This is a genomic window from Geodermatophilus sp. SYSU D00708 (assembly GCF_054050115.1).
The window spans coordinates 202,618-216,912 of sequence record NZ_JBJGYS010000002.1; the positions used below are offsets into that span (position 1 = coordinate 202,618).

A 14,295-nucleotide genomic window follows, 5' to 3' on the forward strand; every position below is an offset into this window, starting at 1 on the left:
GGAGTGACAGCCGTGTCCACACACAGCACTGAGGCCGGACAGGCGCTGCAGTCGCCGACCGCACCGGCGGCCCGCGGGGCGGTCGCTCCCGGAGGGGCCGGCCCGAACCGGTTCACGGCCCTGCGGGAGAGCGTCGGCTCCCTCGGGTCCAAGCTGTACCTGTTCGCCGTCACCGCGATCGTGATGCTGGTCGGGAGTGCGCTCTCGCCCTTCTTCCTGACCTCGCGCAACCTCATGGCCGTCCTGATCACCGCGTCGGTGGTCTCGGTGCTCGCGGTCGGCCAGTTCATGGTCATCGTGACCGGCGGCATCGACCTCTCGGTGGGCTCGGTGGCCGCCCTGTCCTCGGTCGTCGGCGCCCTGATGCTCCAGAGCGGGCTGCCCCTGCCCGTGGCGGTGCTGGTGGCACTGGGCGTGGCCGGCGTCATCGGCCTGGTCAACGGGGTGCTCATCGTCTACGGGGGCATCACCCCGTTCATCGTCACGCTGGCCATGCTCAGCCTGGCCCGCGGCGCGGCCTACATCATCCAGGGCGGTCGGCTCGTCCCGGTCGACGACGACACCTTCCTCAACCTGTTCGCCGGGAACATCGGCCCGATGCCCTCGCCGGTGCTGATCGCCCTCGTGGTCATGGTGATCGCCGCGGTCGTGATGGCCTACAAGCCCTTCGGACGGCGGCTCTACGCCCTCGGCGCCAACCCGGAGGCGGCCCGGCTCTCGGGCCTGCCGGTGAAGCGGGACACCATCGCCGCCTACTTCTGGTCGGCACTGCTCGCCGGTCTCGCCGGCCTGATGATGGCCGCCCAGCTCACCGAGGGCAGCGCCATCATCGGCAACGGGTACGAGCTCAACGCGATCGCGGCCGTCGTCGTCGGCGGCGCCTCGCTGTTCGGCGGGAGCGGTGACCCGATCAGCGCCGTCTTCGGCGGCCTGGTCATCGGGATGATCCTCAACATCATGGACCTGCTGGGCGTCCAGGCCCAGCCGCAGCTGGTCGTCAAGGGCGCCGTGATCCTGCTGGCCGTCCTCTTCACTACCGGCGCGGGGCGGTCCTGGTTCGCCCGGCTGGCCAGAGCCGTCGTCCGCAGGCCGAGCAGGGGCGGGGACGGGCCTGCCACCTGAGCCGCCGGACACCCCGCAGCGACCCCACTGACCGTGCCGCCCACCGCGGCGCAGGAGATCCACAACCAGGCCACCGGAGCGCACGTCCGGTGCACGTACGAACGAGGAGTAGAGAAGTGATCGAGCCGTACGCAGTGGTGGCGATCTCGCCGCGCATCGTCACGATGAAGAAGCGCGAGGACGCCGTCGAGAGCGCCAAGCGCATCTGCACCTTCATGGACATGGCGGTCCGTACCGCGGCCACCGAGGGCGCGCCGGTCAAGCTGGTCGTGCTCCCCGAGATGGCGATCCAGGGCATGCCGGAGGACTTCCGGGCCGGCAACGCGGAGGCCCACGCGTCGTTCGCGACGACCGTCCCCGGCCCGGAGACCGACGTCCTGTCGGCGAAGGCCCGGGAGCTGGACACCTACATCGCCGCCGAGTTGCTGTTCGTGACCGACGAGGACTTCCCGGGTCACCTGTTCAACGTCGCGTTCCTCATCGACCCGGACGGCGAGGTCGTCTACAAGCGGGCCAAGTCCACCAGCGACGCCTACGAGGGCGGCGCGCTCGGCACCACCAACCCGCACGACATCTACGACGAGTGGGTGGCCAAGAAGGGCAACGGCAGCGTCCTCGACGCCATCTTCCCGGTCGCCAAGACCGAGATCGGCAACATCGGCTACATCATCTGCCACGAGGGCGCCTACCCGGAGACCTCGCGCGGCCTGGCGATGAACGGCGCGGAGATCATCATCCGCGCGACGCTGATCGACCCGCAGGTCAGCCAGGGCATGTGGGAGCTGCAGAACCGCGCCCACGCCATGTTCAACCAGTGCTTCGTGATCTCGCCGAACCTGGGCCCGCAGTGCTACGACGACGGGACGATGTTCGACCTGTTCGGCGGCCGGTCGATGATCGTGAACAGCAAGGGCCAGGTCGTCGCCCGCCAGGAGGGGCTGCTCCCGGGCGACTCCTTCGTCAGCTACGTCATCGACATCGAGGCGCTGCGCCGCGCCCGCGCGCAGAACGGTGTCATGAACTGGTTCAAGGACCTGCGCACCGAGCAGTACGCGGCCATCTACGAGCAGCCCATCTACGCCAAGAACCAGTACGTCGAGGAGCTGCCGCAGGAGGGCTGGCTGGCCCGTGAGGCCGTCACCCGCGCCGCCAACATCGACAGGCTCGTCGAGCGCGGGATCGTCACCCGCCCGTCTGCCTGACGCACCAGCCGTGTCCCGACCCCGGTGCCCGGGGGGCCCGGGGTCGGGACACCACCACGCACGTCGGGCCCATCCCACGCACGAGGAGCGCAACCGATGAAGGCAATGGTCCTCCGGGCCGCGGGGCCGGTGGAGCAGTCCCCGCTCGAGTGGCGGGACGTGGACGACCCCCAGCCGGGTCCCGGGGAGGTCCTCCTCGAGGTGGCGGCGTGCGGCGTCTGCCGGTCCAACCTGCACATGGTCGAGGGGGACTGGCTGCCCGCGACGCCGGCGTCCTTCCCGATCGTCCCGGGGCACGAGGTCGTCGGCCGGGTGGCCGCGCTGGGGCCGGGGGTCACGCACCTCGCCGTCGGCGACCGGGTCGGCGTCCAGCCGATCTGGTCCACGTGCGGGCGCTGCCGGTACTGCCTGACCGGCTCCGAGCAGCTCTGCCGGAAGCGGCAGATCACCGGCGAGACGCGGGACGGCGGGTACGCGCAGCTGATGCTCGCCGACGCGGCCTACGCCACCCCGATCCCGGCGGGGCTCTCGGACGCCGAGGCGGCGCCGCTGCTCTGCCCGGGCATCACCGCCTACGGCGCCGTCGAGAAGGCCGCCCTCTCCCCGGGCCAGCAGGTCGCCGTGATCGGCGTCGGCGGCGTCGGGCACATGGTGGTGCAGATGGCGCGGCTGACCGGGGCCGACGTCTCGGCGGTGACCCGCAGCCGGCTGCACCAGGAGGTCGCCGAGGAGGTCGGCGCGGTCGCCTCGTACAGCCCGCAGGGTGCCGGCGGCGACTCCCTGGCCGACGCCTCCATGGACGCCACCATCGTCTTCGCGCCCTCGCCGAGCGCCGTGGACGAGGCCATGCGGATCACCCGTCCGGGCGGCCGGATCGTCCTGGGCGTCGCTCAGCCGGTCGGGCTGCTGGACATCGGTGACGAGAAGACCGTCGTCGGCTCCGTCCTGGGCAACCGGTGGCAGCTGCGGGAGGTCCTCGCCCTGGCCGCGGCCGGCAAGCTCCGGTCGGTCCATGAGGCGTTCCCCCTCGAGGACGCCAACCTCGCGCTGACCCGACTCAAGGCGGGCGAGATCCGCGCCCGAGCGGTCCTGGTGCCGTGACCGGTCACCCGCTCCGCTTCGGCGTGATCGGGCACGGCTGGCGGGCGGACTTCTACCTCCGCCTCGCCCGCCGGCTGCCGGACCGGTTCGCGTGCGCCGGCATCGTCACGCGGACGCCGGAGGTGGGGGAGCGCCTGACGCGCGAGTGGGGCGTCCCGACGTACCGCAGCCCCGAGGCGCTCGTCACCGCCGCTGCCCCGGAGGTCGTCGTCACCTCCGTCCCCCGCGAGGCGAACCCCGACGTGATCCGCGCGCTGGTGGACCTCGAGGTCGCCGTGCTGTCGGAGACCCCGCCGGCCGCGGACGTGGAGGGGATGCGCCGGTTGTGGGCCGACGTCGGCGGCCGCGACCTCGTGCAGGTGGCCGAGCAGCACCCGTACCTGCCCGCGGTCGCGGCACTGCGCGCGCTGGTCGAGACCGGCACGCTCGGCGAGCTCACCTCGGCGCAGGTCTCCTGGACGCACGACTACCACGCGATGGGGTTGCTGCGGTTCCTCCTCGGGGTGGGCTTCGAGCCCGCTCGCGTCAGCGGGGTGCACGCGACGGGGCCGGTGATGGAGGGGCCGGACCGCGGCGGGTGGCCGGCCGCTCCGGAGGTGCGGGACACCCGGCACACGCTGGGGATCGTGGAGGTGGGCGGCCGCACCGCGGTCTACGACTTCACCGACGGGCAGTGGTTCAACCCGCTGCGCCGGCGGCAGGTGGTGCTGCGGGGGAGCCTCGGCGAGGTCGTGGGCCCGGACGTCACCTGGTGCGGCGAGCCCGGCACCACCCTGAGCGCGCCGATCGTGCGCCGCCAGAGCGGGGCGGACGGCGACCTCGAGGGCACGGACCTGGAGACCCTGAGCTGGGCCGGCCGGGTGCTCTACCGCAACAGGTACCGCGGAGCCCGGCTCTCCGACGAGGAGATCGCCATCGCGACCTCCCTCGAGATGACCGGGGCGTGGCGGCGGGGCGAGGGACGCCCGCCGTACCCGCTCGCCGAGGCCTGTCAGGACCACCTGCTCTCGCTGGCCGTCCACCACGCGGCCGAGTCCGGGGCGCCGGTCACCACGCGCCTCGAGCCCTGGGCGGCCGGGTACGGCGCCGAGCCGGTGCCGGCCGCCTCCGCGGCCGACACCACCGGGGGCGGGGGATGAGCGACCTCTCCGGCAAGACGGCTCTGGTCACCGGCGCCAGCAGCGGAATCGGCGCCGCGGTGGCGCGGGCCCTGGCCGGGCACGGCGTGCGACTGGGGCTGATCTCGAGGACGCCGGCATCCCTGGGTCTGGTGGACAGCCTCGAGATCAGCTGCGACGTCCGGGACCGCGACCAGGTCGTGGCCGCCGCGGCGACGACGGCCGAGCGCTTCGGCGGTGTCGACATCGTCGTCGCGAACGCGGGGGTCGGTTCTTGGGGGCTCTTCGAGGACGTCCCGTGGTCGGACGTCCAGGAGATGGTCGACGTGAACGTGCACGGGCTCTTCAACACCGTGCACGCGACGCTGCCCTGGCTCAAGGCGTCCGGAGCCGGTGACCTCGTCACCCTGGCGTCCGAGGCCGGCCGCCGGGGACTGCCGAGCGAGGCCGTCTACGTCGCGACCAAGTTCGCGCAGGTGGGCTTCACCCGATCACTGGACCACGAGCTGCGCCCGTGGGGGATCCGGTGCTCGAGCATCTGCCCGGGCGGGGTCGCCACGCAGTTCGGCATGGGCCGGGGCCTGCGGACGCCGGGCATGCCGGAACTCGACGACATGATGCGCGCGGAGGACGTCTCGGACGTCGTGCTGTTCACCTTGACGCGCCCACGCCACTACCGCGTCCTCGAGACGGCGTTCCGCTCCATGAGTGAGCAGTCCTGGGGCTGAGCCACTCTCCGCCCCCCGCAACAGACGTGTGATCGGGTCAGTGAGGACTTGAGATGAGTGTTTCTAACGAGGTCGCGGACGTGCTCATCGTCGGGGGCGGCATGTCCGGCGGCGTGGCGGCCCGGCATCTGGCCGAGGCCGGGTTCCGGGTGGTCGTCCTGGAGCAGGGCGGGTGGGTCGACCCGGGTGCGCTGCCGGGCAACAAACCCGAGTACGAGGTCCTGGGAGCGGGCAACTGGCACCCCGACCCCAACGTGCGGCACCGCCGGGAGGACTACCCGATCGACGTGTCGGAGTCCGACCTCCCGCTGTTCATGTACAACGGCGTGGGCGGGTCGAGCGTGCTCTACGGCGGGATCTGGGCCCGTGCGCTGCCCTCCGACTTCCGCGTCAGGACCCTCGACGGGGTCGCCGACGACTGGCCGCTCAGCTACGCCGAGCTCGAGCCCTACTACCGGGCCGTCGAGGCGGAGATGGGCGTCGCGGGGCTCGACGGGAACCCCGCGTACCCCGCCGGGTTCGCCGTCCCCCTCGACCCGGCACCGATCCACAAGACGGGACGCCGCATGGCCGAGGGGATGAACAGCCTCGGCTGGCACTGGTGGCCCGGGACCAACGCCATCCCCACGCGGAAGCACGGTGGGCAGGGGCAGTGCGTGCGATATGCGATCTGCCGGATGGGCTGCCCCGAGGGTGCGAAGGGCTCGACCGACGTGACCCACTTCCCCTTCGCCGTGGACGAGGGCGCGACCGTGGTCACGCGGGCCCGGGTCGCGGAGATCACCGTGGACGAGCGGGGCCGCGCCACCGGGGCGGTCTACGTCCGCGACGGCCGGGAGCACTTCCAGCCGGCGTCCGTCGTCCTGCTCGCCGCGAACGCGATCGGGACGTCGCGGCTGCTCCTGATGTCGACGTCGAAGCGGTTCCCGAACGGTCTGGCCAACTCCTCCGGCCTGGTCGGCAAGCGGCTCATGCTGCACCCCTACGCGTCCTCCGTCGGTCGCTACGACGACGACGAGCTCGAGGACTGGCTGGGGCCCGCGGGTGAGCACATCGGCTCCATGCAGTTCTACGAGACGGACGCCTCCCGGGGGTTCGTGCGCGGTGCCCGGTGGTCGCTCATCCCCATCGGAGGACCGTTGGAGGCCGTCGACAAGTACACCGGGCACGGCAGCGAGGCCGGCGCCGGCCAGGAGTTCTGGGGCCACCGGGCGGCCGAGACGATGAAGTCGTCCATCGGCCACATGCTCCAGTGGCACATCGTCCCCGAGGACCTCCCGGAGGAGGAGAACCAGGTGTCGTTGAGCACCGACCAGACCGACTCCGACGGGCTGCCGGCGGCCAAGATCCGGTACCGGGTCTCGGAGAACACGCGGCGACTGGTCGACTTCCACCTGGCGAGGACGCTGGAGGCGCACCGGGCGGCCGGGGCCGTCCAGGCGTGGATCGCGGGCCGCAACCACACCTCGGGCCACAACACCGGGACGGCGCGGATGGGGGATGACCCCGCCACCTCGGTCGTGGACCGGTTCGGCCGCACCCACGACGTCCCCAACCTCTACGTCATCGACGGCAGCGTGTTCCCCACCTCGACCGGCGTCAACGTCGGGGCCACCATCTCCGCGCTCGCCAAGCGCACCGCCGTCCACCTCGTCGAGCAGGCACGCAACCAGGCGGTGGGCGCATGACCGAGATCCAGCTGCTGCCCGGCCTGACCGAGGAGCAGCGCAACCGCCTGGCCGCCCTCGCCGACGCGCTCCTGCCCGGCGGGTCCGGACTGCCCTCCGCCAGCGCCGCAGGCGTCCACCAGGCGTGGATCGACCGGACGTTGAGCGCCAACCCCGACCTCGTCGAACCCGTCCTGGCCGTCGTCGACGGGCCCGTGGAGGCGAGCGCCGGACTGACGGAGCTGCGGGCACGGGACCGGACGCTGTTCGACCGCTTCGCCTTCACGGTCGCGGCCGCCTACTTCATGAACCCCCAGGTGCGCAGGTCCTTCGGCTACCCGGGGACTGCGCCCCGGCCGCTGCCGCAGTTCGAGGGCGAGGCGGAGTTCTACCTCGAGGACGACGTCCTGGGACCGGTCCTCGCCCGGGGTCCGATCTTCCGTCAGGTGCCAGACGAGCCGCCGCAGTGAGGGCCGTCGAGGCCGGCGAGGGTCCGAGCGGACCGCCGCGCGGCCGCCCTCCGGCCCTGATCGACGTGGCCCGGGCGGCCGGTGTCTCGCACCAGACGGTCTCTCGCGTGCTCAACGGTCACCCCCAGGTGCGCGAGGAGACCCGGAGGAAGGTCCGCGCGGCGATGGCGGAGTTGCAGTACCGGCCCAACCGCGCGGCGCGCACGCTGGTGACCGGCCGGTCGCACACCCTCGGGGTGGTCGCCACCCACACGACGCTGTTCGGCCCGGCGTCCGTGGTGGCGGCGTTCGAGCAGGCGGCCGCTGCAGCCGGGTTCTCCGTCTTCCTGCACACCGTCCCCACGCCCGACGAGGGCTCCGTCCGCGCGGCCGTCGAACGGGCGCTCGACCACGGAGTGGCCGCGCTGGCCGTCGTCGTCCCGGTGGCGTCGGCGGCCGCGGCGCTCGACGGCCTGGACGCCGGAGTCCCGGTGGTCCGCTTGGGCGGGGAGGCGCCTGCGGCGTCCGCGCGGGTCGGGATCGATCAGCACGCCGGTGCCCGTGACGCCACTCGCCACCTGCTCGCCCTCGGCCACCGGACCGTCTGGCACGTGGCCGGACCCGCGGGGTGGTCCGACAGCGCCGCGCGCGTGGCCGGCTGGCGCGACGCCCTGGTCGAGGCGGGCGCCGAGGTGCCCCCGGTGGTGCCCGCCGCCGACTGGCGTGCTGCCTCCGGTCTCGCGGCGGGGCGCTTGCTGGCGGCGCGCCCCGACGTCACCGCCGTGTTCGCCGCCAACGACTCCCTGGCCCTCGGGGTGCTCCAGGCCCTGCACGAGCGGGGCCTCGACGTGCCCGGCCGGGTGAGCGTCGTCGGCTACGACGACGTCCCCGAAGCGGCACACTTCCTCCCGCCCCTGACGACCGTGCGCTGCGACTTCCCACGCGTCGCGCAGGAGGCGCTCCGACTGCTCCTGGACCACCTCGACCCGGGCGCGTGGACCGACGCCTCGCTCCGGGACATCCGGCCCCGCCTCGTGGTGCGCGCGAGTACGGCACCACCCTCCGGCGGTGGCCGGCCGCGCCTCGCCAGCTTGTGCTGACTGCGGTCGCCACGTCGCCATCCGGCTCCCAGGACGGGCCGCTGAGGAAGGAGTGGATCGATGCCCGCCGCTGGACGCGGAGGCGGACCGTGCCGGACGTACGACGCCAGGCTGTGCTGCGGCACCGTCCTGACCTACGAGGCGCCGACGTTCGTCCCTGAGGTCGGGGAGGTCGTCCCGTGTCGTCGGCACGGGTGGTGTGCCGTCGAGTCCCGCGACCGCGGCGACGGTCGAGGGGGCGGCGGCACGCGGCGCGTCATGCACCGCAGGTCGCAGCGCGAGCTGATCGCCTTCCTCCGGGGACGGCCGGTCACCTCCGTCCACGCGCTGAGGCGGGAGCACTTCAGCCTGCGGGTGATCACCGCGGCTCAGGACGAGGGTCTGGTCGACGTCGACGTCGTCAGCGGCCGGGTCGCCCTCTGCGGCCGGCACCTCGAGGGGCCGCCGCAGCGGAGCGGTCTCGTCGTCGAGGGCAACGTGGTCGGGTGACCCACGCTGCGGCCCCGTGCGGGTCGTGACGCCGGCGGCACGGCCCGCCAAGGGGAGCGACGCGGACCGGTCAGCCCTTCGGGGGCACCTCGCCGAGGCCGTTCCTCCGCTCCGGAGAATGCCCGTCGTGGATGGGACCCACCGGCACCGCGGAGTCATCGCTGGTCGGACGGCGCGCCCACGGGTCAGCCGGACCAGTCGGCCGCGGTGATGCCGACCGCGTGGCCGGCCGGCCACTGGACCAGCTCGATCCGGTTGCCGTCCGGGTCGGTGACCCACGTCGTCAGGAAGTCCTCGGAACCGTCCGGCGACGCTGGTGCCTCGGCGCTGATGCCCAGGGCGGCGAGCTCGCCCAGGGTCGCGCTCATCGACGGCACCGCGACGACGAAGTGACTGAGGCCGCTCCCGCCTGCTCCGCCGGTGCCGGCGGGCGGGTGGACGAGCTCGATGGTGACGAACTCGTCGTCGGGGAGCTTGATCATGGTGAGGTGACCGAGACCGGTCTCCGGCACCTCACCGACGACCTCGTAGCCGAGCGCCGTGTAGAAGGCCAGCGACCGCTCGCGGTCGGCCACCCGGAGGCCGAAGTGCAAGGTCCTCATCGCTCCTCGTGCGGTCGGCTGCTCGGCCCACCTGTTCCGACCGCGGTCGGCGGGAGAAGTCATCGCCGGGACCGGCTCGGGTCGTCGCGGACAGTTGTCCGGTCGGGATGGCACACTCGCCGGACCGACGACCACGAGTGAGGTAGGCCACATGACGATCCCGACCTTCGGACTGTTCGACCACATCGAGGGCATCCCGGGCACCCCCACGCACCGTCTGCTCCGCGACCGCCTCGAGCTCGTCCGGACGGCCGACCAGGCCGGGTTCGCCAGCGTGCACTTCGCCGAGCACCACGGGACCGACCTGTCCCTGGCGCCGAACCAGGACCTCGTGGTCGCGGCGGCCTCACAGGTCACCACCGACATCCGCATGGGGCCGATGGTGAAGCTGCTGCCGATGCACCACCCGGTCTCGCTGATCGAGGACATGTGCGTGGTGGACCAGCTCACCGAGGGGCGGCTGGAGTACGGGGTCGGGCGGGGTGCCGTGCCGGCCGAGCACGCCTGGCACGGCAGCAGTCACCGCGACGCCCGGGAGCGGTTCGTCGACACGCTCGGGATCATCGCCGACGCGCTCCGGACCGGTGAGATCTCCAGCGAGCACAGCCGGTACCACGACTTCCCGACGATGCCGATGTCCACCCGGCCGTTCCAGGAGCACATCCCGTTCTGGTACCCAGGCAGCCCCGAGACGGCCGGCCGGTACGGCATGAGCCTGATGTGGCCCGGCCCCATCGACCCGGAGTCGTACGAGAGGTACGTGACGAGCTGGGACGCGCACCGGGGTGAGCGCATCCGCCTGGACGGTCCCGGCTCCAAGCCGCAGGTGGCCTGCTCGATGCTGCTCGCCCTGGCCGACCGGGAGGAGGAGGCCGTCGCGATCGCCCGCCGCGGAGCCGACGGCCTGGGCCGGCGGACGGTGTCGGCCCACCGGTTCGACTCCGTGGTGATCACCGACGACGAGCGGGACGCGGTGATGGCCCCCCTGAAGGCGATCCTCGCCGGGCTGGAGATGTCGATCGGCCTGGGTGCCGGGACCCCGCAGCAGATCACCGAGCGGTTCGCCGGCTTCCTGGCGTCGGGGATGGTGGACAGGGTCGTCCTGATGCTGCCGACCGGGGACATGACCTTCGACGAGGCGCGGCGCTCGCTGGACCTGTTCGTCAGCGAGGTCAAGCCGCAGCTGGAGTCGGTCTCCGTGGCCTGACCGCGGCCACCCGGAGCGGTCCGGTCCGCGACCGCCGGGGCCGGAGCCCGGGCCGTGCGGCGCCACCGCCGCACGGCCCGGGCACGGAGGTGGTCAGACGGCGGGCTCGAGGACGAAGTCGTAGGTGACCGCCCGGGTGCCGTCGCCGGCGTCCTGCGGGTCGAGGACCAGTTCGGGCTTCACTGCCTCGGCCACGTCGCTGTCGACCCACTCGCCGCCGGCGAAGTACAGCTGCGTGGTGATCGTGCGGTGCCCGGGGGCGCGGACCAGCAGGTGCAGGTGCGCGGGACGCCACGGGTGCCAGCCGGCGGCCTCGATGAGCTTGCCGGTCGGGCCGTCGGTGGGGATCTGGTAGGGCGCGGGCTGGACGGTGCGGATCTCGAACCGGCCCGCGTCGTCGGTGACGACGACCCCGCGCAGGTTGCCCTCGGGCAGGTGCGGGGCGAACCCGGAGTAGTAGCCCTGGTCGTCGGCCTGCCAGATGTCGACCTCGGCGCCGGCCAGCGGGGTGCCGTCGACGTCGCGGACCTGCCCGCTGAACACCAGCGGCGTGCCGGCCTCGTCCTCCCGCATGGGCAGGGTGGCCTGCGCCGGCAGCCGTGTCTGGCCGGGCAGGTAGTAGGGGCCGAGGATGCTGCCCTTGGTGCCGGTCTGGGTCCGGGCGGCGACCTCCTCGACGACGTGCTCGACGAACACGTCGAGGAACAGCGGCCACTCGCCGCCCTCGCCGACCTCGATCAGCCAGGCCTTGGCGGCCTGGAACTCCGGATAGGTCACGTCGTGCTCGCGGATGGCGGCGTGCACGCCCTGCAGCACCGCCGTGACGACGGTGCTGACCCGCTCCGGCGAGACCGCGGCGGAGCCCGCGTGGTACTGCTCGGTGGTCCGGAAGGACGCCGTGGCGTTGGCGCCCGAGCCGGCCGCGGTGGCGCTGACGTGCTCGACGATGGTCACGGGGTGCTCCTCAGGAGGCGGGGGGAGTGGCGGCGGCCGGCGCCGGGCCGTCGTGGGTGGGGGCGGGGGGCTCCGCGGCCCCCGGGGCGAGCGCATCGGCCGGGGTGAACTTCTCGCGGTGGATTTGTCGGGGGGCCATGCGCCGGCGCTTGAAGGCCTTGACCCCGGCCTCGACCATCGCCGGCGGGCCGCACAGCCAGCCCGACCAGCCGCGGGCGCTCGCCACGTCGTCGACGAAGGCGTCGGTCGGGAAGCCGGCCCGATGGCCCGCCGCGCCGTCCACCGGTCCCTCGGACAGCACGGGCACGAACCGGAAGCCGGGGTGCCTGCTCGCCAGCTCGGCGAGGCGGTCGAGGTCGTAGAGGTCCTCGGGACGGCGGACCCCGTGGTACAGCACGACCTCGCGGTCGGGGCGGCGCTGGAGGGCGGTCCGGACGATGCCGACGAACGGGGCGAGGCCGGTCCCGCCGGCGACGCAGGCCATGGGCTCGCCCGCGTCGTCGGCCTCGTCGGGCAGGCAGAAGTCCCCGAGCGGGCCGGTGAGCTCCACGCGGTCGCCCACGGCGACCGACCCGAACAGCCACCGGTCGCTGGCGGCGCCCCCCGGGACCCGGCGCACGTGCAGCTCGAGGACCTTGTCGTCCTCGGGCGTGTTCGCCAGGGAGTACTGGCGCCGCACGCCGCTGCCCGGGACGACGAGCTCGACGTACTGCCCGGCGGAGAACGCCAGCGGCTCGTCGAGACCCAGCAGCAGCCGGCGGGTGTCGCGGGCGACGTCCTCCACGTCGAGGACGGTGGCCACCAGGTCGCGCAGGGCGTGCGTGCCGCGCACGGGACCGTCGGCCGTCGGCGGGCTGACGACGGTGTCGCCGCGGGGGGTGGCCTGGCAGGCCAGCGCCAGGCCGGTCGCCCGCTCCTCGTCGGTGAGCGTGTCGGCCGGTGATCCGCGGTGGTCGACCTCGCCGTCGAGGACGCGCAGCTTGCAGGTGCCGCAGGTCCCCTGGTTGCAGGAGTTGGGCATCCACACGCCGGCCCGGAGGCAGGCGTCGAGCAGGGACTGGTCGGGACCGCACTCGATGCGCCGGTCGCCGACGGTGACGGCGTGGGTCTGCTCAGGAGCGGCGGTCTCAGCAGCGAGGGTCATCTCAGACCTCCCAGGTGACGTGCAGGCTCGTCGGGCCGCGGAAGCCCCAGCCCCAGAACTCCACGCCCTCGCCGGTGTCGCGCTCCATGGCGGGGATGGACTCGAAGAGCTCCTCCAGGCCGATGCGCATGACGTGGTTGGCGAAGTAGATGCCGGCGCAGGCGTGGCTGCCGGCGCCGAAGGCCAGGTGCGGCAGCGGCGGGCGGTGCAGGTCGTAGACGGTCGGCGCCTCGTAGCGGTCCGTGTCGTGGTTGGCCGACCCGTAGGACAGGATCACCGGGGTCCCGGCGGGGAGGTCGACGCCGGCGACGGTGACCGGCTTCGTGGAGATGCGGGCGGTGGCCGACCAGATCGGCGACGTCCACCGCATGCCCTCGGAGATGGCCCGGGGGATCAGCGTCGGGTCGTCGACGACCTCCTCCATCTGCTCGGGCCGGCTGAACAGCCCGACCAGGGTGGAGGCCATGCCGTGGCCCGGCTCCTGCATCGCGCCGAGCAGGTAGACGTAGATCGTCGGGTAGATGTACTCGCGGTCGCGGGTCTGCCCGGGCGGCATGCCGTCGTGCAACCAGTGCGAGATCGCGCTGTCGTCGGGCTCGACGATCCAGCGGTCGATCAGCGGGTCGACGGTCGCGCGGATCTCGGCCTTGGCGGCGTCGCCCTCGGCGAAGCCCTCGGGGTTGGCGAACTCGCCGTTCTCGTCCATCGCTGCGTTGGTGAACGACCGGTTGAGCTTGTGGAACCAGTCGCGCAGCTGGTCGGAGGACACGTCCTGGAGGCCGAGCAGGTCGCCGAGGGCCCGCACGCTGACCGGCTCGCAGTACTGGGAGACCAGCTCGGCGCGGCCGGCGTCCTCGAACTGCTCGAGGAACCCGCGGGCGATCGGGCGCACCAGGTCGTCGATCCACCGGTCGACCTCCACCGGCTGCAGCGCCGGCTCGACCATGGAGCGGAGGTCGGCGTGGATGTCGCCGTTCACCCCGATGATCGCCGGGTGGCCGAACGTCCGGCCGCCGGCCGGCGTGATCACGGCCTCGAAGTCGGGGCTCGTCGCGACCTCCCGGCACACCTCGGCGGTGGAGGCGACGTAGGAGCCGAGGACCGGGACGAAGGCCAGCGGCGCCTCGCGGCGGAGCCGCTCGTAGGTCGGGTACGGGTTGCGCTCCAGCTCGGTCATCGTGACGTCGTCGAGCCAGGACAGGTCGCGCTGCCCCGTTGCGGCGCCGGGCTGTTCGGTGATCGTCATGAGGTCTCCTCCGGACTGCGGTCAGCTCCACGGCGGACCGTGGCTGGCCGGAAAGCTAGGTCGGCCCGGGGTGAGCCACGACACACATCGCGCGACGGCAGCACCGATTGCGCGGCGGCCTTGTGATCACCGTCTCAGGGCTCGCGGTGGCCCGGGTAACCTCGGA

14 protein-coding genes are annotated in these 14,295 nt (G+C 73.0%); 10 read left to right on the forward strand and 4 right to left on the reverse strand.

Translation table 11 applies throughout. From position 1 onward, the window contains the following. The first annotated feature begins 12 nt into the window (after positions 1–12). The 9 genes from ACI79D_RS02850 to ACI79D_RS02890 all read left to right on the forward strand — a co-directional run bounded on the left by ACI79D_RS02850 (position 13) and on the right by ACI79D_RS02890 (position 8,976). Positions 13–1,122 carry an ABC transporter permease gene (locus ACI79D_RS02850; protein WP_456916787.1) on the forward strand — a complete coding sequence of 370 codons (1,110 nt, stop codon included), beginning with the start codon at positions 13–15 and terminating at the stop codon, positions 1,120–1,122. 116 nt (positions 1,123–1,238) lie between these two features. Further along, a complete protein-coding gene (locus ACI79D_RS02855; RefSeq protein WP_456916788.1) occupies positions 1,239–2,324 on the forward strand; it encodes a nitrilase-related carbon-nitrogen hydrolase in 1,086 nt (361 codons plus the stop codon). 96 nt (positions 2,325–2,420) lie between these two features. Continuing rightward, a complete protein-coding gene (locus tag ACI79D_RS02860) occupies positions 2,421–3,425 on the forward strand; it encodes an alcohol dehydrogenase catalytic domain-containing protein (protein ID WP_456916789.1) in 1,005 nt (334 codons plus the stop codon). Beyond that, complete coding sequence (locus tag ACI79D_RS02865) at positions 3,422–4,564, forward strand: Gfo/Idh/MocA family protein (RefSeq protein WP_456916790.1); 1,143 nt, start codon at positions 3,422–3,424, stop codon at positions 4,562–4,564. The genes ACI79D_RS02860 and ACI79D_RS02865 overlap by 4 nt, the downstream gene beginning before the upstream one ends. Next, positions 4,561–5,271, forward strand: a complete 711-nt coding sequence (locus tag ACI79D_RS02870) for an SDR family oxidoreductase (RefSeq protein ID WP_456916791.1) — start codon at positions 4,561–4,563, stop codon at positions 5,269–5,271. The genes ACI79D_RS02865 and ACI79D_RS02870 overlap by 4 nt, the downstream gene beginning before the upstream one ends. Before the next feature lie 53 nt (positions 5,272–5,324). After that, positions 5,325–6,959, forward strand: a complete 1,635-nt coding sequence (locus tag ACI79D_RS02875; RefSeq protein WP_456916792.1) for a GMC family oxidoreductase — start codon at positions 5,325–5,327, stop codon at positions 6,957–6,959. After that, positions 6,956–7,408 (forward strand): hypothetical protein, encoded by a 453-nt coding sequence (locus ACI79D_RS02880; protein WP_456916793.1) that lies wholly within the window; start codon positions 6,956–6,958, stop codon positions 7,406–7,408. Before ACI79D_RS02875 ends, ACI79D_RS02880 begins: the two co-directional genes overlap by 4 nt. Next, on the forward strand, positions 7,405–8,487 hold the full coding sequence (locus ACI79D_RS02885) for a LacI family DNA-binding transcriptional regulator (RefSeq protein WP_456916794.1): 1,083 nt from the start codon (positions 7,405–7,407) through the stop codon (positions 8,485–8,487). The genes ACI79D_RS02880 and ACI79D_RS02885 overlap by 4 nt, the downstream gene beginning before the upstream one ends. Positions 8,488–8,745: 258 nt before the next feature. Continuing rightward, entirely contained in the window at positions 8,746–8,976 is a 231-nt protein-coding gene (locus ACI79D_RS02890; RefSeq protein ID WP_456916795.1) for a hypothetical protein, read from the forward strand. A gap of 185 nt (positions 8,977–9,161) precedes the next feature. Here the strand turns inward: ACI79D_RS02890 and ACI79D_RS02895 are convergent, their stop codons facing one another. Next, complete coding sequence (locus ACI79D_RS02895) at positions 9,162–9,578, reverse strand: VOC family protein (RefSeq protein WP_456916796.1); 417 nt, start codon at positions 9,576–9,578, stop codon at positions 9,162–9,164. A 151-nt stretch (positions 9,579–9,729) separates the two neighbouring features. On the opposite strand from ACI79D_RS02895, the gene ACI79D_RS02900 reads away from it, so the two are divergent. Next, complete coding sequence (locus tag ACI79D_RS02900; protein WP_456916797.1) at positions 9,730–10,785, forward strand: LLM class flavin-dependent oxidoreductase; 1,056 nt, start codon at positions 9,730–9,732, stop codon at positions 10,783–10,785. Positions 10,786–10,878: 93 nt separating this feature from the next. Here ACI79D_RS02900 and catA read toward each other — a convergent pair whose 3' ends face one another. Genes catA through ACI79D_RS02915 form a run of 3 tightly spaced genes read right to left on the reverse strand, consistent with a single transcriptional unit; the run spans position 10,879 to position 14,129 of the window. Continuing rightward, positions 10,879–11,739 (reverse strand): catechol 1,2-dioxygenase, encoded by an 861-nt coding sequence (gene catA, locus ACI79D_RS02905; RefSeq protein WP_456916798.1) that lies wholly within the window; start codon positions 11,737–11,739, stop codon positions 10,879–10,881. 10 nt (positions 11,740–11,749) lie between these two features. Further along, positions 11,750–12,883, reverse strand: a complete 1,134-nt coding sequence (locus ACI79D_RS02910; RefSeq protein WP_456916799.1) for a 2Fe-2S iron-sulfur cluster-binding protein — start codon at positions 12,881–12,883, stop codon at positions 11,750–11,752. Position 12,884: 1 nt separating this feature from the next. Next, positions 12,885–14,129, reverse strand: coding sequence for a cytochrome P450 (locus tag ACI79D_RS02915; RefSeq protein WP_456916800.1), 1,245 nt, complete (start codon positions 14,127–14,129; stop codon positions 12,885–12,887). Positions 14,130–14,295 lie beyond the last annotated feature (166 nt).

What these genes read in the sequence shown, in the direction of transcription:
- ACI79D_RS02915 (WP_456916800.1), bottom strand. Translation starts at nt 14,129, where the DNA reads ATGACGATCACCGAACAGCCCGGCGCCGCAACGGGGCAGCGCGACCTG.
- ACI79D_RS02875 (WP_456916792.1), top strand. Translation starts at nt 5,325, where the DNA reads ATGAGTGTTTCTAACGAGGTCGCGGACGTGCTCATCGTCGGGGGCGGC.
- ACI79D_RS02895 (WP_456916796.1), bottom strand. Translation starts at nt 9,578, where the DNA reads ATGAGGACCTTGCACTTCGGCCTCCGGGTGGCCGACCGCGAGCGGTCG.
- ACI79D_RS02900 (WP_456916797.1), top strand. Translation starts at nt 9,730, where the DNA reads ATGACGATCCCGACCTTCGGACTGTTCGACCACATCGAGGGCATCCCG.
- ACI79D_RS02890 (WP_456916795.1), top strand. Translation starts at nt 8,746, where the DNA reads ATGCACCGCAGGTCGCAGCGCGAGCTGATCGCCTTCCTCCGGGGACGG.
- ACI79D_RS02910 (WP_456916799.1), bottom strand. Translation starts at nt 12,883, where the DNA reads ATGACCCTCGCTGCTGAGACCGCCGCTCCTGAGCAGACCCACGCCGTC.
- ACI79D_RS02870 (WP_456916791.1), top strand. Translation starts at nt 4,561, where the DNA reads ATGAGCGACCTCTCCGGCAAGACGGCTCTGGTCACCGGCGCCAGCAGC.
- ACI79D_RS02860 (WP_456916789.1), top strand. Translation starts at nt 2,421, where the DNA reads ATGAAGGCAATGGTCCTCCGGGCCGCGGGGCCGGTGGAGCAGTCCCCG.
- ACI79D_RS02880 (WP_456916793.1), top strand. Translation starts at nt 6,956, where the DNA reads ATGACCGAGATCCAGCTGCTGCCCGGCCTGACCGAGGAGCAGCGCAAC.